An 18494-nucleotide genomic window follows, 5' to 3' on the forward strand; every position below is an offset into this window, starting at 1 on the left:
GTGCGGGATGTTTAATAGTTGAAAGTCTTGACCAGCAGCAGGTCGCCGATCGCTCGCAAAGGCACGATGAAGGTTTCGCGTTTTTCGTCGACGGTATTTTCGTTGAGCACCAGATTGATTTGCGAGGTGATCACCTCGTTCTGGTTGCTGGTCTCATCGAAGTTATAGCCGCCGCTGCCGAAGTTGCCCCAATAGTTCACGTAAACCAGATAAGTGCCATGCATTGGCGCGGTCATGGTGAACATTTCCGGGCCGGGGCCATCGACCCCGTCCGGGTCCAGGCCGCCGCCGTTGCTCATCGCCGGGCGAGCCCAGAATGCATGCTGGCCGGCGGGGGTAATGATGTGCAGATCGAGTTCGGCTTTGGGATCGTCCCAACCCAACACCACGCGAATTCGTGCCGGCGTGCGCAGGTTGTTGGCTTCGTAGAATTGAACGCGCTTGAGCGACTTGCCCTCGGAACTGCGCACTTCGACGCTGTTGGACCCCGCGCCGAACGCATACGGCCGGGCAAAACGCCCTTGGTCGTCGGTGTACAAATTAAGGGGATTGCCGTTGACCGCCAGGCTATGGGGCGGACGCAACGTGCCGAGGGCCTTGAGCTGGCCTTCGATCATCGTGCGATTGCGCTGCACGCCCCGGTCGATGGGCGGCGTGGGATAGGCGACGCGAGGATGTTCACTGCGGTCCAGCAGGCCGTGATAGCGCCAGCCGCCCACCGGTTCCGACAACTCGGCCGTGGGCTCGGCCCTTGCCACCTGGGTACAGACCAGCGTGATCAGCAGTGAAAGAACACAACGCATGTAACGCCTCCTGCCATGCATAACGAAGCCTTGCGCCCAATCCTCGGCGCGTTATTTGAACTGATTGCTGGGAAGGCGCTTGAGTAGCCTCAAACAAGCCTTCGAACTTCAAAACATGATGGGTGCAGACGCCCAATGCCAGTCAGTTAAGCGCAATCCATGTGGGAGCGGGCTTGCTCGCGAAGACGGCGGCACAGTCAACATTGATGTCGCCTGATACACCGCTTTCGCGAGCAAGCCCGCTCCCACAGGTTCCGCGCCTTAACTGACTGGCATTGGGGCAGAGGCTGGCAATATAACATTCCCGCCAATCTGTTTTTCCGGTCTTTTTGTGCGCATCTCTGCATTTTTTTCAGATAACTCGAACAGCATCTGATCGAACCACCTATCGGACAACACGAAGCAATTCCATTGCGGGTCTTTAATGGTTGCAGGATTCAACGTCAGCCCCTCGACCTATCCACCAACACGACACTCGGGACTGACATCGCATCGGGAGACTCGTCATGAAAGTCGTCGTCATTGGCGGTACCGGGCTGATCGGCAGACACCTGTGCAAAAACCTGCAAGACCTGGGGCATGAAACCCTGGCTGCATCACCGAGCACCGGCGTCAACGCCCTCACCGGCGAAGGACTGCAAACCGCCTTGCAAGGCGCCGACGTGGTGGTCGACGTAGCCAACTCGCCCTCCTTCGAAGACGCTGCCGTGCTCGAGTTCTTCGAAACCAGCGGGCGCAACCTGCTCGCCGCCGAGAAATCCGCAGGCGTCAAACACCATGTAGCCCTGTCGGTGGTGGGCACCGAGCGCATGCTCGACAGCGGTTACTTCCGCGCGAAGATGGCGCAGGAAACACTCATCAAAGACTCAGGCATCCCCTACACAATAGTGCGGGCCACGCAGTTCTTCGAATTCATCGGGGCGATTTCGCACTCGGGCGTGCAGGACGGCGACACCGTCCGCCTGACCTCCGCCGAGCTGCAACCGATTGCCGCCGTCGATGTCGCGATAGCGCTGGCGAAGGTGGCGGTGCAAGCACCAAGCAATAAGACCCTGGAAGTGGCGGGCCCTGAACGCTGGCCGCTGGTGGAATTCGTGCGCCTGTTTTTGCAACACACCAACGACCCGCGCCAGGCCCAAGCGGACGACACGGTCCCCTACTTCGGCGCGCCGATCGATGACCACTCGCTCACGCCGGGAGAGCACCCCATCATAGGGCCGACGCGCTTTGAAACCTGGCTCAAGAACAGCGTTTGATATGCAAATGGGTAATTGCACAGACTTGCCCACCCATTCTTAAGGAGAAGGTCATGTCAGATGAAGATCCTCCCAATCGGGAACGAGAAATCCCTGGACCAACGAGCCAGGACGTGACTCCCGTTAGATTGCGAATGCGCCAGATTCTACTTATCGCCTGCCTTGCATATCTGGCAACTCTTGTTGGCGCCTTTGTGGCCCTTGTGCTGCTGCCAACCTTCGAGGAGGTGGGCCGTCTTAAGCATGGGTGCTATCGAACGGACGCTTTGCTACCCTACGTGGAATGCCGAGGTTTTTTTGCTTGGCCGCTCGTAAAAGTTGTACTTAATCTTCCCTATCAGATCGTGTTTGTACCAATGTTTGCGGTGTATGCCGCTTCCGAGTTTGAACCGCGTCCGTTTTTGTTGCTCCTGAGCCTTGGTATCCTGCTTTGGCTGCCCCTCATCTATTTGGGCTGGCGTGGCTTCCAACGAATCGCAACTTAACAAACGGCTCAAAGCCGATTGCTTCGCTCATCGGGTTCGCAATAGCTTAATCGTTATGAATGTCTGCAATGGGTCGAAGACGGTCGGTCGCGAATGGCAGCAAACGCCCCATTGCAGTCAGTCGGAGAAGATGGTGCAAAGGGTACGGTCGCATTTGGGGGCAGAGCAGACCTCTTAGAGATTTGCTGTCGAAGCCGGCGTGTGAGCCGACTACGAAGTGGATGGATCTCAATTAATCTTGGGCGCTTAATCATGACGATTAGTAGAAGTCATAGTAAATAGCCCATGTGCCAGTGGTGTTATTTTTCCAGAACATCAGGCTTCCGCCGTCCACCACATTCAAGTTTATTTTTGAGTCTGACGATATCTGGAACACGAACTCAAAATCATCACCCGGGTCAACGCCAGACTGGCAGAATGAGGGGTATCCACCGATCTTGTGTTCGTATGTGTGAGTCATAAGATCGTAATAGCTCTGTATCTCACCTGTCCGCTCAAGCCTGAGTATTTCGGCTTCAATGTTCGCCGGTATTCCGCCTCCATCCCATAGAGGAAAGTCCTCTGCCACCAATTCAGCCTTCAAGGGAAAGGGCTTGATGTACGAGCCCGCTACCGACAGCTCCTTACGGATAAGCACATCGTCAGCCCCATACTCTCTGATAAGCCAGTTGTTACCCATCGGCTCGAACTGCTCTGGAAAGGGATCAGAAACGAACAGTGTAAGTGTACGAACCCCTTTAAGAACCGGGCTGTTAAATGGCAGGCTTGGTAGGTGAAACTGTGCATACGGATGCAGCTCATCTCCGGCTTTGTTTCTTGGTATGACTTCATCTGGCCGGAAAAGAATTACTTTTCCAAGCCAGCTTTCCTCAGTCTCTTTGGTAGGTCGAAATCCGCCAGCGACGAATTTTGTGGCCGGCCTGGCCAAGCGTTGTCTGATCTCTTGAATTTCCATACTGACGCGAAGCTCCATTGCTCAAGAGTTGGGTAAGAGAAGGAAATGAATGTTGCCTTCTTTTTTCGCGGAGTACACGCACGAGTCTTGTTTCACTTTGACCAGGTGTGCCAATGACTGCTTTTGGCCCGATTGCTGCCTGTCGAGAAAGGCTGCAATGCACAATTCTCTGCCGATTACGGTTATGAAACATGACAGTCAAATCCCATGCAACCGATCAAGTGGAGTGCAATTTCGCACTCAAACGAAGGCCCTACACCAACCGCTCAATCTTCTGATGCTGCCAGACCATTTTGTAATACAGCGTCTGCAACATCAGCATGCCCAGATAGGCCACCGGAAACGCCATCCACACACCTTGCAGCCCAAAGCGCGCATCCAGCAGATACGCCACCGGCAACTGCACCCCGACCACGCAGACGATCGAAACCGCCACCGGCACCAACACCGTGCCGCTGGCGCGCATGATGCCGCCGACAATCGCCTGGAAGCCAAACACCAACAGGCTCCAGAGCATGATGTGCAACAGGTGTTCCGCCATCGCCCGGGTGGAATCATCCGTGAGGAACAGCCCCAGCAACCAGTGCGACAGCAAATACCCCAACACCACCAAACCACCGGTCAGGCACACGTTGATCAACAGCCCTGTGCGCAAAATCGGCCCCATGCGCTCGATGCGCCCTGCCCCGATCGCCTGCGCGCCGAGGATCGACGCGGTGATTGCAATCGATAGCGCCGGGAATTGCACGTAATTGACGATCTGCGTCACCGCCCCGTACGCCGCCGTCGCCTGAGAACCGTGCTGATTTACCAGCGCCAGAATCACCAGCTCCGACAGCGATAAAACCACCATCTGCAACCCGGTCGGCAGCCCGATGCGCAACACCTTGCCGAGGATGTCCATGTCCAGCCGCATCGAGGCAAACATCTCCCGATCCGGTGCCAACGGATGCCCCTTGCGAATCAACCGCCACGCCAGCCACCCCATCGCCGCCAGGTTACCCGCCAACCCCGCCCACGCCGCACTCTGAATCCCCATCGGCGGCAAACCCAACCAGCCGAGAATCAACGCCGGCGTCAGCGCCAGCCCGACACACGTCGACACCACCAGCGCCAACAACGGCGACACCGTATCGCTCACCCCTCGCAGCAACTGCGTGAACAACACAAACACCAACAGCGACGGCAAGATCCACATCATCACATGCGCATACGCCACCGCATCGTCCAGCACATCCACCGGCGTCCCCAAACCCTGCAACGCCGGCCGGGCAAACACACTGCCCAACACCGCCGCCACCAACCCGATCATCGCCCCCAACAGCAACGTCGAACCGGCAATGGCCTTCACCAAATGCAACTCCCGAGCGCCCCAGGCTTGCCCGATCAACACCCCGGCGCCCGCGCCGAGGCCGATGACCAAGGCTATGAAGAAGAACACCACGGGAAACATGCCCGATACCGCCGCGAGAGCCTGGGTGCCGAGCAATTGGCCGATGTAGATGCTGTTGATGGTGCCCGACATGGATTGGAGGAAATTGGAGAGGACCATGGGGGCGAGAAACAGGAGGTAGGTTTGCCAGAGGGGGTGTTGGGTGGTGGGGGTTCGCATTGAGGTTCCGTCTCGGGTGGGGGCTGCGTTGGGAAATTCTACGCTACGGAACCGGGAACAATGCGCTTCTATTTTGCAGACTGGGGAGCGTGAATGATGGGAGTGTCAGATTTTCTGTGCGGACATGAAGCGGCCATCCTTCCCCTCTTCCCAGGTAGGGAGCACAGCCTGGACAAAGCGGCTACCTACCATACACTTGGCAAACAAGCGCCTTTTTTCCCCGGCTGGATAAACCAGGTCAGGCCTATGAACCCTCGCTACCATGAAATACACCGGGCCGAGATCAAAAGACAGTTGTATCGCCACGCCGATCAACAGTGGGACGCTCTCTTTAGCCTATTCATCGCAAGCATTATCTTTGCTGGCTTTGGAGTTAAGTTCTGCTTTGCGCTTATATCAGGCAGCTGGATTATAGGGTTCGTGTTCTTTTCCTTGAGTGCACTTTTTTTCGCCTTCTATCGGTGGACGCTTCGTTTGCTGAGCAAGCGAGGAACAGACAGCGGATGGCTTAATACACCTGATCAACTAATCTGTGTAGCACTTATAGGTCTGGCTATATTTTTATCTGACTCCAACCAAATAGTATTGTTTTTTTTCTTTCTTTGCGCAGGTGCATACGGTAATTGGCGTCTAAGGAAGAACCTGCGAATTCATATGATGCGCTATTATTTTCGCGAAGCGCGCGAGTATATTCGAGAGGTAGAACGTTACAGCCCTCGCCCTAAACGCCCGACCCCGTTGAAAGCGCCACCAGAGGAATAGGTACTTTGGGTCGCAAGTTGCTCTTCTTGATTGGCTGAAAATAGCTGATTGCGTGCCATATCTACGACATAAAGCCAAGCTAACACCCATAATAAAAAAACAAAGTATTACAGATAGATAGCGCACTCATTAAAAGCGGATTAACTTTTTTACGCCCCACTTACCACTCGTCGTCATGCGCAAAAAAAATTCAAATTTTTCGAAAACGGGCGACTCCTACCCATACAGCGATCAAGACGACCGGGTCCATTTTTTGATCGATTGACGATTGCTGATAGGAGATAGTCATGAACTACGAAGATCGCGATACCTATGGCATGTACAAAACCAACCTCATACGAGATACCGACTCAGACGAACAGGGTCCTGGCCCCGATCTGATGGGGGCAGACACACTCATTGGAAATGATGTTTATAACCATAACGAAGAAGACCTGGGGGATATCAAGGAAATCATGCTGGACGTTCGCAACGGAAGAGTAAGTTATGCTGTTCTATCTTTCGGCGGCTTTCTTGGCATGGGAGAAAAACTGTTTGCGGTACCCTGGAATGCATTGACACTCGACACCATAAATAAGCGTTTCGTATTAAACGTAGAGAAAGAACGTTTGGAAAATGCACCAGGTTTCGACAAGGACAACTGGCCTAATATGGCCGACGAATCCTGGGCAACAGAAATCCATTCGTTTTATGGAACTAAACCCTTCGATTACGATACTGTTCAGAGACAACGTATCGACCAAAGCTAACTGTCCATATCCGAAACGAAAAATGCGCGCCGAGCAATAGGTTTCTTGGGAGTACCAAACCTAAGGCGCGCATTGCGGTGGAAACAGGTTTGTCGACAGCAACAGGGGTATATCAGCAAATGGAGAAGCGCGATTTCCAGTCTGGTTTTGAGGGCCTGTCGCGCTCGAACAAGTTCTAAACCAGTTGGCGGATCCCCAGAGACAAAATCAAACCACCGCACAGTCGATCGATTGCTTTTTTCCGGCCTTGATACGCGCAAGCAATCTTAGGTTGCGATAGAGCGATTGCAACCATTCCATACCAAGTCATTGAAACCACCACTACAACTGCCAGCATCGACGAAAACGTGCCTAGCGAAACGTGGGCGGGGGCTGCGGCTGAAAAAACAGCGGCATAGAAGGCCATGGACTTGGGGTTTCCAATGTTGGTAATGACGCCCTGAAGAAAAGACTGCCTGCAACTACCGGCGACGGCATCATTTAGTGGTCCAAGCGCATTCTTTCCCGCATTGATCAACAGTCGGAATCCGAACCATATCAGGTAGACAGCCCCTAGCACCTTTACAGCAAGCGCAGCCCAAGGGAACGCAGCAAATACAACCCCCAGACCTGCAATTGCACAAGTGGACCAAAACAAGTTGACCAGTACGATACCTGCTACCAAGGCCAGAGCTTCTGACCGTGTAGCAGCCACCGCTTTATGGACCACTGCAACGAAATTTGGTCCAGGGATAACGACACCAGCCAGGTACACCAAAAAAACTGTCAAAACAGCGGAACCATCGATCATGTGCTTCCTCGCGAGTCCTGTGAACAGGACCATCCCTTAGTATTGCTGATTGCCATTGGGCGCTGAGTGCCCGGCTCATTCTCGATGATGAGTGTGGAAGCTGTCGAGCGACCGATTCCGACCGATACTTTTGAAAACGTCGGTGCTGCCCAAACTGCCTGATCATCGACTGTACCGCACTGCCACCAATCATGAGCGGGGCGACCGACCGTGCGTCAGCCGACCATCCCCTTAAGCGCTCAACCCATTTCGTTGATGCAGACCACTTTGGGTTGCGTCATGTCCTCATAGGCAAACCGGACACCTTCTCGTCCCAGACTTCCGTACTTGAAGCCACCGAAAGGCATGGCATCAAAACGATAATCGGAAGAATCATTGATCATCACGCCACCGGCTTCAATTTGGCGCGCCAATTTCAGGGCCTTGGAAAGATCACGGGTAAAGACGCCCGCATGCAAGCTGTACTCCGGAGTGTTTGCCAGGGCAACGGCGTCATCCAGGTGGTCAAAAGGCTCCAGGATAACCACCGGCGCGAAGACTTCCTGCTGCCAAATCCGACTGTCATGGCTTACACGCTCCAGCACGGTCGGCGCATAGCTTCCCGCTTGGCGATGGTGCCCGCACAGAAGAACAGCACCCTCGTTCAGTGCTTCATTCACCCATTGTTCGGTACGACGAGCCGCCTGCTCCGTAATCATCGGGCCAACATCCGTTGCTCGCTGATCAGGATCGCCAAGTATCAATGCACGGGCCTGGCTGACAAAACGTTCACGGAAATCTTCGTAGATTGAACGGTGTACGAGGATGCGCTGGGTGCCGATGCAGTTCTGTCCTGCTGCCCAAAAAGCACCCGATACACAAGACTCTACGGTCGGTTCAAGATCACAGTCTTCGAGCACGAGAACCGGTGCATTTCCCCCCAGATCCATCGCCAGTTTCTTCAAGCCTGCACTGCGAGCAATGGACTCTCCAGTGGCAAAACCACCCGTGAAGGAAATCATCCGCACTTCGCGCAGTTCCACCAATGCTTTACCCAGGTCGACGCCTCCGGTCGCCGGGGTTACCACAGACGGAGGCAGGCCCGCTTCCACCAGGCATTCAACCAGCTTGAGAGCCGACAACGGTGCGAGCTCTGAAGGCTTGAGAATCACAGCATTGCCACCGGCGATGGCCGGGCCCAATTTATGGGCGACCAGGTTCAGCGGATCGTTGTAGGGGGTGATCGCGACAATAAGCCCCAACGGTTCGCGAGTGAACCAGCCCTGGCGCGATTCTGAGCCTTCATAGGCCTCGAATGGAATCACTTCCCCGGCGTTACGACGAGCCTCTTCCGCCGATAGCTTCAGCGTGTTCACGCAACGCTTCACTTCCTTCTCTGCTTGTCGCAACGTCTTTCCCGCCTCTGCAACAATGAGTTTGGCAAACGCTTGAGCCTCGAGCTCTACACGCCGGGCTGTTTCCTCAAGGATGCGGGCACGCTGGTGACGAGGCATCGCTGCACTCTCACGCACGCCAATTCGCGCACGCTCCAGCAAGCCAGGAACAGCGGTTGCATCGAGGCAAGGTACGCTTCCCACCAGGCGACCATCGAATGGACTGAACACATCAATCTGTTTGGCATCAACGAGCTGGATGCTGGCCATGCTGGATACGCTCATGACGACTCTCCTCTCACTTGCCGTGGCTGGTATGGATGGCGATGATGTCCGACAGCAACGCAAAGGCAGTCTCGAGACGCCCTGCCCCAGGCCCGGACACCGTGACAGCCCCCAGCAGTTCGGTATTGAATGACACCGCGTTCGTGGCGCCGGAAATTCCTGCAAGAGGATGGGAATTCGGCAACAGTCTGGCTTGCACACTTGCTCGAACCGAGCCATCGACCTCGCGATTTGCAGAACCGATCAGCTTCCAGCTTGCGCCGTTGGCAGTTGCTTGAGCGATGTCTGCCGGGCTGATGCTGCTAATCCCTGAGCAAGCCACGTCACTGACGCTCAACCGAGCATTGAGCAGTTCGTTGGCGAGGATCACCACCTTGAGACGAACGTCAAAACCCTCCACATCAGCCGTTGGGTCGGCCTCGGCATAGCCGAGCTGTTGAGCCTGCGTGACGGCGTCGTTGAACGTCAGGCCGTCCTTCATGCGGGTCAGCACGTAATTGGAAGTCCCGTTCAGAATGCCTTCAAAACCTTGAACCTCTGCACCCGCCAGCGCCTGTCGTGCCAGGCGAATCACCGGCGTACCGCTCATAACCGAACCTTCGTACTCGAAGGCAACACCATGACGACGGGCCAAATTCTTGAGCTCGGCGCCGTGCAGCGCGATAGGCCCTTTGTTGGTGGTCACAACATGAATACCGCTTTCCAGTGCCCAGCGGCAGAACGTAGTAGCGGGCTCACCATCGACAGGGTTGGTAAAGGTGGCTTCCGCAATCATGTGCGCGCCAGAATGCTTGATCACGGTTTCGTTGAAGGCCTCGGCATTGCCGCCAGGCAGTTGAGCGAATACACCTTTTTCAACGGGCAGCGCGACCAACTGCTTTGCATCCAGACCGTCTTTAGCAACGATGGAGCCGAGGAACAGATCGGTGACACCGACAATTTTGATCGTAAAGCCCAGGGACTCTTTCCACTGGGCATTACTATCGGCAACCAATTGGGCGAAGCCACGGTTCACGCCACCAAACCCTACCAAGGCAATTTTGTACTCAGTCATAAAGCTGTTCCTTTATTGATGTTGTTTGATAGGAACATCCTAAGAGTCGAACTCTGGCAGTTGAATATGGCAGAGTGCTGTATTAATTGGCCGTTTTGCCCGTACAGCAAGACAAGGTGTGTGCAGGGGCAGAGCACCTTTTTTTTGGGCTCAAAACACGGCAGAAAGAATGAAGGAAGTGACAGTGTTTTCCACCCCGGGCATCGCAGAGATTTCCTTCCAAACGAGATGGACACGTTCCGGGGAGGCCGCATTGACTCGAAGCATCAAATCGAATTCACCACTCAATACTTCACACTGCACCACCTCGGGGAGCGAGCGTAGCGCGGCAAGTACCTCTTCTCCACGCATGCGGTCGTAGCGGTACACAAAGATGACTGCACTGATCAGCGAAGAAGGTCGTCGGGAATCACCCAGCCGTACCGTATAGCCCTGGATGGCGCCGTCTCGCTCAAGACGCTCAATGCGCTGGCGCACAGCGTTGCGAGACAAGTTGACCTTGGCGCCCAGCTCAGCATGGGCGATTCGAGCATTCGCTGTGAGTTCGGCAAGTATGCGCTCATCCAGCGGATCCAGAATGCGCTTCATACATACCTCTGCTGCGCCGATAAGAGGGCCTGGCAAAGACCCTCCAGATCGCCTTTGGCCAAGTACGGTGGCTGAGCAAAAATTTCAGGCGTCGTTGGCACCTCTGCCTGCCAGACACCCAATTCGGACAATAGGGCCGCAGATTTGGCCGGAGCAATTTGCCCAAAGGTCACCATCGGAGCCCCCAGGCTGCGTCGATGAATTCGGCCAGCCAATACGCCCACAGCGGTATGTGGATCGATTGCAGACCCGGTCTCACGGAACAACTTGACGACTTCGTCGCGAACCTGTGATTCGTCGACTGCATAGGAATCGAACAGCACCCGGGCTCGCAGCCATTGCTGGTTGCCAATGCTTAACTCGCCGCAGTCTTCAAAGTGCTCCATGAGCGCCTTTACTGAATGCCCATCGTGCCCATACAGCTCCCAAATGAACCGCTCCAAGTTGGAGAACAGGGAGAAATCCATCGCAGGAGACAACGTTCGGTTGCTGACTCGGGTTGAGTAGCGATTGCGATGAATAAACTGATGAAGTGCATCATTACTGTTAGTAGAAATGATCACCTGGTTGATGGGTAATCCCATTCTCTGAGCCATGTATCCAGCACAGATCTCGGCAGAGCTGGCTGCTGGAACGCTGAAACCTACAGGACGTGTCCCGCCCCCCAGCTGCAAGGCCGCGTGGAAATAAAAAACGATTTGCGCGAGGACGCCGATCCAGTTGGTGGAGTTGAAACTGATCGGTATTACCCCCTCTAACGGCCAGTCACGCAAGAGTCGAGAGACCAACGTCTGGCAGTCGTCGAAATTACCGTCTACCGGAAAAAGTTGAACCCGTTCAGGGTCTGCCGCCTGCAGGGCAGAAAGTTGCTCAGCCGCTACCCCATTGCGCGGGTACAGTATCGCCATGCGAGTGCCAGGGCAGTTAGCAAACGCCTCAAGCGCAGCCAGCCCGGTATCGCCATTGGTCGCACCGATGATCAGCGCCTCTGCACCGACCTCACCCAAGAAATGCTCCACCAAGCGAGATTGCAGTTGCGCAGCGAAATCTTTGGAAGAATGGGTCGGGCCATGGAACAGCTGGAGTATCCATTCGTTATGGCCAATCTGTTCAAGTGGCGTAATAGCGCGGTGGTTGAAGTTTCGATAGCTGTCGCTCAGCAAGGCCCGCAGAGTGCTTTCGTCCATGGAAGAGCCAACGAAAGGTGAGACGACCCGCCAGACCAACTCATCGAATGGTAACCACGACCAACTGGTTATCTGCTTCTCGGTAAAGACAGGCAAACTTGCCGGGACATAGAGACCACCATCTTCGGCAAGCCCCGACAGAACCACACTGCGAAAATCCGCCCGTACGTCACCGCCGCGTGTGCTTACGTAATGCATGATGACTCCAGATCAGAATTACAAAAGGCGGTGAGCTTGAGCCACCAACCAAGTAGAAAAAGTCGCGGCATCAGGCGAGAGCAGCTCGGCCTGCTCACGCACCAGATAAAAAGACTCGCTGGCTTCGATTCGGTGACTGAATGGCGCAATCAGGTGCCCACTCTTCAGCAAATCTTCCACGACGGAAGACCGCGCCAAGGCAACGCCCTGACCCAGTTCTGCCATGCGAATGGTGGAAATCAGTGTGTCGAACTGAAGGCCACGGGAATAATCGACATCGTCTGCTCCAACCCGCTTCAACCAGTAGCCCCAACCTTCCTCGTACCCCAATACATGCAGCAAAGAATGGTTCATCAAATCGCCAGGTTTACGTATCGGTGAGCGGGTCATAAGTTCAGGCGAGCAAACGGGCTGAAGGATGTCCCAGGTTAATCGCTGCGCGTGCAATCCCGCCCACTCACCACATCCCCAGCGAATCTCCAGGTCATCTTCTCCGTCCGGTTCCTTCACCCAAATGTTGCTGATATATCGGATGTCGATGTGTGGGTACTCCCGGCAAAAATCTGTGAGCCGAGGGGCCAACCAATAATGAAGGAAGGAAAGGCTGCCACGCACCTTCACATGCCTTCGGTTACGCTGGCCAAAGATCTCGTTGGTGCCCACTGCAAGACGGCTGATTGCGTCTTGTACTACCGGCAGATACGACTGCCCTTCTTCAGTCAAGCCAAGCCCTCGGGGCAGACGCTTGAACAGCGCCACCCCAAGGTGCCCCTCCAACTGACGGATCTGTTGACTGACTGCACCTTGAGTCAGGTGCAGTTCCAGTGCTGCATGGGTGAAATTCAAATACCGCGCCGATGCTTCGAATGCCCTCAGCCAATTCAAGGGTGGTAGTGATTTCTGACTCATCGGCGCAACCTTATCGAACTTATCGGAGCTCAATCATTGCCTGAGCCAATCAAGCTGCGCCAGCGGAATGATGTACAGTCGCCGCCAATGCCAACCGCTCTTCCCGCTTCTTGCGAGTGATCCAATAAACGAAGTAACACCACGCGATAAACGGAAGACCGAAGTAAAGCGCCACTCGCTGCTCAGGATCAAAAGCAATGCCGACGCAGGCCAGCAAACAGCACAACAATGCACCAATAGGAACCCAAGGGTAGCCGCGCACACGGAAATGCAGATCTTCCACTCGCCCACCATTGGCGACGTATTGGCGGCGGAAGGCTATCTGACTTGCAGCGATGCTCATCCAGACGATCACAACCGCAAGACCCGAAATCGACACCAGAGCCAGGTAAACCGTATCGGGGGCAAACACGCTGCTGAGCAGCGACGCCACTGCACCCGCCATACTCAAAACGATTGCATTAACCGGTGTACCCTGGCGCGAAAGCCTGGCGTAGCGCTTAGGCATATGCCCTTGATCACTCAATGTCCACAGCATGCGCGAAGCCGCATACAGCCCCGAGTTAGCGGCGGATATCAGGGCGGTGAGAATGACGAAGTTCATAATGTCAGCTGAATATGGGATGCCAATCAGCTCGAACACCATCACAAACGGACTTTCTATCAATCCCGCCTGCTCGCGGGGCAGCAAGGTTGCAAGTACGAAAATCGTGCCCACGAAGAACAGTGCCAGACGTACTACTGTGGTGCGGATCGCCTTGGGAACGCTGGTCTGAGGATCTTGCGCTTCACCTGCAGCAATCCCGATAAGCTCAGTTCCGGAAAAAGCAAAAGAGACCGCTAGAAGTGTCATGGCAATGGGCAGGAAGCCTGTCGGGAAAAGTCCCTCACGGGTAAAGTTCGAGAGCCCGGCACCTTGTAAATGCTGGACCTGGAAAAGACCGCAAATAGCCCCGCCACCAATGACGATAAACGTGATAACCGTCAGAACTTTAATGAGCGAAAGCCAGAATTCAGTCTCCGCAAATAAACGAACCGATACAACGTTACTTATAAAGACTGCAATGGCAAAAAACGCGCTCCAGATCCAGACCGGTGTATCCGGGAACCACCGAACCATCAGGATGCCCGCCGCCGTGAATTCAGAACCAATAGCGACTGCCCAAGTGAGCCAGTACAGCCAGGCCACTGTATAGCCCGTACCGGGGCCCAAGTATCGAGTTGCGTAACTACTGAAAGATCCGGTTTCTGGCATCTGTACCGCTAATTCACCGAGACAGACCATTACCAGATACACCATCACCGCACCGATGATGTAGGCAATCACTGCGCCAAGGGGCCCAGCCTGATTAACGGTGTAGCCGGAGGTAAGGAATAATCCCGTACCGATTACACCACCCAACGCCAACATGACGATGTGGCGGGTTTGCATTTCTTTCTTGAAATTCAAGGCTGGGTCGGACTGTTCTTTTTTTGTCGGGATAGTCATCGCTGTGTTCTCATGAAATGTACGGACAAATATTTCTTGTAACCGACTATTAGGCAGCACAATTTAATTGTCGCTAGTTGTTATTGTTTTAAACCATTCATGAAGGACGATCCGATCATAAATCGGAAGTCTTACCGAGTTCAGGTTTCTACCTCGGTGAAACGCTCGGTTTTGTCAGTGTGGAGATTTGCATTACCTTGTTTACTGTGAACTAACGTAAATGCTTGTTTAAGGTCAGCCAACAAGTCTTCCGTATCTTCAATACCTACGGAGACTCTCACCAAGCCCTCGGAAATCCCAAGTGCCTGCCGTTCCTCCAGGGTGTTTTCCACGTGGCTGGTTGTCCGTGCCGGCCCGTAGATGGTTTCAACCGCGCCCAGGTTGCCCGCACGATGTGCATAGTTGAGCAGCGGTAACAAACGAGTCACTGTGTCCATGCCACCTTTCAACACGAAGCTGACGATGGCTCCAAATCCGCGCATTTGCGAACGGGCAATGACATGACCTTGATGGTGAGGAAGTCCCGGATAGTTCACAGACTCCACCAAGGGCTCGGTGCATAGGTATTCGGCCAGTACTTGTGCACTCGCCTGTTGCTGGCGAAGACGCAAAGCCAGCGTCTTGATGCCGCGGATGATGAGATAAGCCGAAAACGGATCCAGCGAGGCTCCATTGATTTCGCGGTAATGGCGAACGTGTGACATGAGATGCTCGGCACCGCAGACCACACCGCCAAGCACATCGCCATGACCGGAGAGGAACTTGGTAGCGCTGTGCACCACCACATCAACCCCGAGAGCAAGGGGGTTCTGATTCAAAGGTGTCGCGAACGTATTGTCTGCTATGACCAAAGCCCCAACACGTTTCGCCGTCGCCACGAGACGTCGGATATCCAGAACCTTGAGTGTCGGATTCGTTGGGGTTTCCAGATAGAGGACATTGCAGCCTTTAGCGATCTCATGCTCGATAGCTTCTATATCTAGGGTATCGCAAAGCGTGACCTCGACGCCCATGCGGGGGAGAAACTCTTCGAAGATCTTGTTGGTGCCACCGTAGCTGTCGCGGGTAGAAACCACACGCTGCCCACAGGCCAGAAAGGTATGCAGCACACCACTGATGGCCGCCATCCCGGTACTGAAAGCGACAGCCGATTCTGCGCTTTCCAGCTCGCAAAGTTTGTCTTCCAGGACAGTGACAGTAGGGTTACTCATGCGGCTGTAAATGAAACCAGGCTCTTTTCCCAATGCCACGTCATACCATTCATCGATGTCACGGTATCCGTAGGCGGCGCTGACGACGATGGGAGTCTGGGTGGCGTTGTAGGGATGTTGAACTTGCTCCCCGCCCCAAACCACTCGCGTCCCCAAACCAGCATTCCGGCTCTGACCCGGTGTTATCTTGTCATCCATAAATTTATCTCGCATCGATGAAACACAGAGGTGTTCCGATTGGGCTTGCGATGACTATAGGGAAGGCTTGAGCGTGTGAAAAATCATGTTATCTGGGGCTAAGGGGGGCTTTTTTTAATGGATGAACAAAATGAAGGGGCCTGATGACACCTCTGTGTGCAACGGTTACTGGCCCTTAACCTTGCACGATGGGAGTATTCGCCGGTCGCTGGCTGCTATTGCTGCCGGTCCACATCACCGCACACCATGACAAGGACGTAAACATTACTGTGAGCAGAAAAATAATCCTGATGCGTCACGGCCAACCAAAGTTGGCTGCAACCGACAAAATGTCAGCGCTCGATATGAAAGAGTGGATCGAACACTACAACCGGTCCGAAATCACCCGCCAGCCCGTCCCGGATGCCAGCATGCAGCTCGCCGCAACCGCCACGGTGATCGTCTCAAGCAACGCGCCCCGTGCGCTGACTTCCGTCCAGGCTCTTGGCCTGAAACCCGCCCTCGTCGACGCACTTTTCGGTGAAGCGCAACTGCCTTATGGTCGCTGGAAGCTGCCACGGCTATCGCCGTTTACCTGGGCATTTATCCTTCGAGTTTTATGGTTGTGCGGTTACTCACGCGACGTCGAATCCGTCGCCACTGCGAGGATGCGCGCCAGCACGGCAGCTCAACGACTGCAATCCCTTGCTGCCAGCGAAGGACCGGTTCTATTGCTCGGTCATGGCTTCATGAATCGAATGATCGCCAAACAACTGGTGGCAGATGGATGGACCCGGCAAAAACGTAACGGCAGCCAGTATTGGAGTGCGACCGTGTATCAATATGGCGGTGTTTGAGAGGTGCTTCACAATCTTTTTCAGCAAATGGAGTCACTTACATGGAAGTCATCAATCAATTACAACCCGCAGAGTGTGAAGGTATGGAGGACATCCGATGCGAAATCGATGCCATTGACCAAGGCGTTATCAAGCTGTTGGGCAAGCGTTTTCATTACGTGCTGGCTGCCTCGAAGTTCAAGACCTCGGCAACTTCGGTGCGTGCTCCGGAGCGTTTCAAGGCGATGCTGGCGACACGTCGCGAGTGGGCCGAGGCCGAGGGCTTGAGCCCGGATGCCATCGAGAAGATGTACAGCGACCTGGTGAACCACTTCATTGCCGAAGAGATGAAACACTGGGCGGCTCATCAATCCGGAAACTGATCCATTGCGCAACGACCAAGCAGTTCTACCAGAAAGGGAAGCGACCTTATGAGCCCCGTCAGAGTTCGTATCCTACAAAGTACTGACGCCGAGGCGTTGTTGGCATTTGAAATGGACAATCGCGAGTGGTTCGAGCGTTTCATTGACGCGCGCGATGCTGCTTTTTACACAATGCAGGGCGTCACCGACCACATTGCGGCTTATTTATCTGGTTTTACCGCCGGAACCTGGCACCCATTTGTCCTCGAAGAGGCTGGCGGAACTATTGTTGGGCGCGCGAACCTGAAAGGCATCGACCTGTCCGCGCGGTCGGCAGAAGTTGGCTATCGGATTGCTCAAAGCGCTTGCGGACGGGGATTGGCAAAGCTGGCGGTGAGGCATTTGATTCAGGAGGCGCAGTTGCATTGGAACCTTAAACAACTGGTTGCCAACGTATACGCTGGAAATATAGGTTCGGCAAAAGTACTCGAACGGTGTGGCTTTTTGATCGAACCTCTATCCCGGCAAGAAACGACAGAGCATGAATATCGGTTTGATCTTTCGATTTAGATGATTGAAAAACGGACACCTTGTCAGGTGTCCGTTTTTTTTACAGTTGGCCATCGCAGTTTCTGACGACGAACCCGGCTGATACACAGAGGTCAAAGCAGGTGATGACGTCGCCAATGATCAAAGTCTCATTCAAGGGCGAAGTCAGTAGCTCACATACTTTAGGGTGCGCCGGATAGTTTCAGCAGGCTCGGATTGTTCCGAGGGGCAAGTGCTGACTGCTGCTCATATCCAATGCTCCCGTATCGGAGTACTAACATGACTCAGTCAATGCGGTTCTTCCTATCGATTGTCCTTGCGGCACTGGCATCGGCCAGCTTCTTGAACACTGCAGGTGCGGCAACTGCCGAGGATCTGGATGTCGACGCTCGGCAAGCATTGCAAACGCTGTACAAGTCCACGCCCTTTGCTGAAAGCATTTCGCACAACGCCAAAGCGATTCTTGTCTTCCCGAAAATCATCAAGGCGGGCCTTGTGTTCGGCGGCAGCTATGGCGAAGGCGTATTGTTGAAGGACATGAAAGTCGAGAATTATTACAACTCCGTAACCGGGTCCTGGGGGCTGCAAGCCGGCGCCCAGTCGTATGGCTATGCGGTTTTCTTGATGACCGACAAAGCCGTGGACTACCTACGTAAAACCAAGGGGTGGGAAGTTGGCGTAGGCCCCACCGTTGTAATGGTTGATGAAGGGGTGGCGAAGAATCTGTCCAGCACGACCGTGAAGGACGATGCCTACGCGTTCATTTTCGACCAGCAGGGGTTGATGGCCGGGATCAGCATCGAAGGAACCAAGATTTCCCTGATCAAGCGCTAACACCGGTCGTTTGGCGCATGGATGCGCCAG

The 18494-nt window shown here is 54.4% G+C and carries 19 protein-coding genes; 8 read left to right on the plus strand and 11 right to left on the minus strand.

What is annotated here, in order from left to right; all coding sequences use genetic code 11:
* Positions 1 to 11 precede the first annotated feature (11 nt).
* Entirely contained in the window at positions 12 to 803 is a 792-nt protein-coding gene (locus tag ABH909_RS21665; RefSeq protein WP_429436926.1) for a YfaP family protein, read from the minus strand.
* 506 nt (positions 804 to 1309) lie between these two features.
* Here ABH909_RS21665 and ABH909_RS21670 point away from each other — a divergent pair.
* Both ABH909_RS21670 and ABH909_RS21675 read left to right on the plus strand, forming a co-directional pair.
* Complete coding sequence (locus tag ABH909_RS21670) at positions 1310 to 2059, plus strand: SDR family oxidoreductase (protein WP_429436929.1); 750 nt, start codon at positions 1310 to 1312, stop codon at positions 2057 to 2059.
* A gap of 53 nt (positions 2060 to 2112) precedes the next feature.
* Positions 2113 to 2544, plus strand: coding sequence for a hypothetical protein (locus tag ABH909_RS21675; RefSeq protein ID WP_429436931.1), 432 nt, complete (start codon positions 2113 to 2115; stop codon positions 2542 to 2544).
* Between the two features lie 259 nt (positions 2545 to 2803).
* Here ABH909_RS21675 and ABH909_RS21680 read toward each other — a convergent pair whose 3' ends face one another.
* On the minus strand, positions 2804 to 3499 hold the full coding sequence (locus ABH909_RS21680; RefSeq protein ID WP_429436933.1) for a DUF1963 domain-containing protein: 696 nt from the start codon (positions 3497 to 3499) through the stop codon (positions 2804 to 2806).
* A 253-nt stretch (positions 3500 to 3752) separates the two neighbouring features.
* Positions 3753 to 5111 carry an MATE family efflux transporter gene (locus ABH909_RS21685; protein ID WP_429436936.1) on the minus strand — a complete coding sequence of 453 codons (1359 nt, stop codon included), beginning with the start codon at positions 5109 to 5111 and terminating at the stop codon, positions 3753 to 3755.
* A gap of 93 nt (positions 5112 to 5204) precedes the next feature.
* Here ABH909_RS21685 and ABH909_RS21690 point away from each other — a divergent pair, with 93 nt between their 5' ends.
* Positions 5205 to 5873, plus strand: a complete 669-nt coding sequence (locus ABH909_RS21690; protein ID WP_429436939.1) for a hypothetical protein — start codon at positions 5205 to 5207, stop codon at positions 5871 to 5873.
* A gap of 287 nt (positions 5874 to 6160) precedes the next feature.
* Positions 6161 to 6622, plus strand: coding sequence for a PRC-barrel domain-containing protein (locus tag ABH909_RS21695; protein WP_429436941.1), 462 nt, complete (start codon positions 6161 to 6163; stop codon positions 6620 to 6622).
* A 175-nt stretch (positions 6623 to 6797) separates the two neighbouring features.
* On the opposite strand, the gene ABH909_RS21700 is transcribed toward ABH909_RS21695, so the two are convergent.
* The 8 genes from ABH909_RS21700 to ABH909_RS21735 all read right to left on the minus strand — a co-directional run bounded on the left by ABH909_RS21700 (position 6798) and on the right by ABH909_RS21735 (position 15904).
* Complete coding sequence (locus ABH909_RS21700; protein ID WP_429436943.1) at positions 6798 to 7412, minus strand: LysE family translocator; 615 nt, start codon at positions 7410 to 7412, stop codon at positions 6798 to 6800.
* A 239-nt stretch (positions 7413 to 7651) separates the two neighbouring features.
* Positions 7652 to 9070, minus strand: a complete 1419-nt coding sequence (locus ABH909_RS21705) for an aldehyde dehydrogenase family protein (RefSeq protein WP_429436945.1) — start codon at positions 9068 to 9070, stop codon at positions 7652 to 7654.
* Between the two features lie 13 nt (positions 9071 to 9083).
* On the minus strand, positions 9084 to 10124 hold the full coding sequence (locus ABH909_RS21710; protein ID WP_429436947.1) for a homoserine dehydrogenase: 1041 nt from the start codon (positions 10122 to 10124) through the stop codon (positions 9084 to 9086).
* A gap of 150 nt (positions 10125 to 10274) precedes the next feature.
* Positions 10275 to 10712, minus strand: coding sequence for an Lrp/AsnC family transcriptional regulator (locus tag ABH909_RS21715; protein WP_429436950.1), 438 nt, complete (start codon positions 10710 to 10712; stop codon positions 10275 to 10277).
* A complete protein-coding gene (gene thrC, locus ABH909_RS21720) occupies positions 10709 to 12097 on the minus strand; it encodes a threonine synthase (protein WP_429436952.1) in 1389 nt (462 codons plus the stop codon). Before thrC ends, ABH909_RS21715 begins: the two co-directional genes overlap by 4 nt.
* Before the next feature lie 18 nt (positions 12098 to 12115).
* On the minus strand, positions 12116 to 13006 hold the full coding sequence (locus tag ABH909_RS21725; RefSeq protein ID WP_429436955.1) for a LysR substrate-binding domain-containing protein: 891 nt from the start codon (positions 13004 to 13006) through the stop codon (positions 12116 to 12118).
* Positions 13007 to 13055: 49 nt separating this feature from the next.
* Positions 13056 to 14495 (minus strand): amino acid permease, encoded by a 1440-nt coding sequence (locus ABH909_RS21730; RefSeq protein ID WP_429436957.1) that lies wholly within the window; start codon positions 14493 to 14495, stop codon positions 13056 to 13058.
* 140 nt (positions 14496 to 14635) lie between these two features.
* The gene (locus ABH909_RS21735; RefSeq protein WP_429436959.1) at positions 14636 to 15904 is read right to left on the minus strand and encodes a cystathionine gamma-synthase family protein; all 1269 of its coding nucleotides are present in this window, start codon (positions 15902 to 15904) and stop codon (positions 14636 to 14638) included.
* Between the two features lie 290 nt (positions 15905 to 16194).
* Here ABH909_RS21735 and ABH909_RS21740 point away from each other — a divergent pair, with 290 nt between their 5' ends.
* The 4 genes from ABH909_RS21740 (at position 16195) to ABH909_RS21755 (ending at position 18464) form a co-directional block, all read left to right on the plus strand.
* Positions 16195 to 16740, plus strand: coding sequence for a histidine phosphatase family protein (locus ABH909_RS21740; protein ID WP_429440055.1), 546 nt, complete (start codon positions 16195 to 16197; stop codon positions 16738 to 16740).
* A 41-nt stretch (positions 16741 to 16781) separates the two neighbouring features.
* Positions 16782 to 17102: an isochorismate lyase gene (locus ABH909_RS21745; protein ID WP_429436961.1), complete on the plus strand. Its 321-nt coding sequence runs from the start codon at positions 16782 to 16784 to the stop codon at positions 17100 to 17102.
* 48 nt (positions 17103 to 17150) lie between these two features.
* A complete protein-coding gene (locus tag ABH909_RS21750; protein WP_429436963.1) occupies positions 17151 to 17651 on the plus strand; it encodes a GNAT family N-acetyltransferase in 501 nt (166 codons plus the stop codon).
* 258 nt (positions 17652 to 17909) lie between these two features.
* Positions 17910 to 18464: a YSC84-related protein gene (locus tag ABH909_RS21755; RefSeq protein WP_429436965.1), complete on the plus strand. Its 555-nt coding sequence runs from the start codon at positions 17910 to 17912 to the stop codon at positions 18462 to 18464.
* The last annotated feature ends 30 nt before the right edge of the window (positions 18465 to 18494 follow it).

This window comes from Pseudomonas sp. BS3782 TE3695, assembly GCF_050435305.1.
In the GTDB taxonomy this organism is placed as follows: domain Bacteria; phylum Pseudomonadota; class Gammaproteobacteria; order Pseudomonadales; family Pseudomonadaceae; genus Aquipseudomonas.

What these genes read in the sequence shown, in the direction of transcription:
- ABH909_RS21680 (WP_429436933.1), bottom strand. Translation starts at nt 3,499, where the DNA reads ATGGAAATTCAAGAGATCAGACAACGCTTGGCCAGGCCGGCCACAAAA.
- ABH909_RS21670 (WP_429436929.1), top strand. Translation starts at nt 1,310, where the DNA reads ATGAAAGTCGTCGTCATTGGCGGTACCGGGCTGATCGGCAGACACCTG.
- ABH909_RS21735 (WP_429436959.1), bottom strand. Translation starts at nt 15,904, where the DNA reads ATGGATGACAAGATAACACCGGGTCAGAGCCGGAATGCTGGTTTGGGG.
- ABH909_RS21715 (WP_429436950.1), bottom strand. Translation starts at nt 10,712, where the DNA reads ATGAAGCGCATTCTGGATCCGCTGGATGAGCGCATACTTGCCGAACTC.
- ABH909_RS21710 (WP_429436947.1), bottom strand. Translation starts at nt 10,124, where the DNA reads ATGACTGAGTACAAAATTGCCTTGGTAGGGTTTGGTGGCGTGAACCGT.
- ABH909_RS21685 (WP_429436936.1), bottom strand. Translation starts at nt 5,111, where the DNA reads ATGCGAACCCCCACCACCCAACACCCCCTCTGGCAAACCTACCTCCTG.
- ABH909_RS21705 (WP_429436945.1), bottom strand. Translation starts at nt 9,070, where the DNA reads ATGAGCGTATCCAGCATGGCCAGCATCCAGCTCGTTGATGCCAAACAG.
- ABH909_RS21750 (WP_429436963.1), top strand. Translation starts at nt 17,151, where the DNA reads ATGAGCCCCGTCAGAGTTCGTATCCTACAAAGTACTGACGCCGAGGCG.
- ABH909_RS21725 (WP_429436955.1), bottom strand. Translation starts at nt 13,006, where the DNA reads ATGAGTCAGAAATCACTACCACCCTTGAATTGGCTGAGGGCATTCGAA.
- ABH909_RS21700 (WP_429436943.1), bottom strand. Translation starts at nt 7,412, where the DNA reads ATGATCGATGGTTCCGCTGTTTTGACAGTTTTTTTGGTGTACCTGGCT.
- ABH909_RS21695 (WP_429436941.1), top strand. Translation starts at nt 6,161, where the DNA reads ATGAACTACGAAGATCGCGATACCTATGGCATGTACAAAACCAACCTC.
- ABH909_RS21745 (WP_429436961.1), top strand. Translation starts at nt 16,782, where the DNA reads ATGGAAGTCATCAATCAATTACAACCCGCAGAGTGTGAAGGTATGGAG.
- ABH909_RS21665 (WP_429436926.1), bottom strand. Translation starts at nt 803, where the DNA reads ATGCGTTGTGTTCTTTCACTGCTGATCACGCTGGTCTGTACCCAGGTG.
- thrC (WP_429436952.1), bottom strand. Translation starts at nt 12,097, where the DNA reads ATGCATTACGTAAGCACACGCGGCGGTGACGTACGGGCGGATTTTCGC.
- ABH909_RS21730 (WP_429436957.1), bottom strand. Translation starts at nt 14,495, where the DNA reads ATGACTATCCCGACAAAAAAAGAACAGTCCGACCCAGCCTTGAATTTC.
- ABH909_RS21690 (WP_429436939.1), top strand. Translation starts at nt 5,205, where the DNA reads ATGATGGGAGTGTCAGATTTTCTGTGCGGACATGAAGCGGCCATCCTT.
- ABH909_RS21755 (WP_429436965.1), top strand. Translation starts at nt 17,910, where the DNA reads ATGACTCAGTCAATGCGGTTCTTCCTATCGATTGTCCTTGCGGCACTG.
- ABH909_RS21740 (WP_429440055.1), top strand. Translation starts at nt 16,195, where the DNA reads ATGCGTCACGGCCAACCAAAGTTGGCTGCAACCGACAAAATGTCAGCG.
- ABH909_RS21675 (WP_429436931.1), top strand. Translation starts at nt 2,113, where the DNA reads ATGTCAGATGAAGATCCTCCCAATCGGGAACGAGAAATCCCTGGACCA.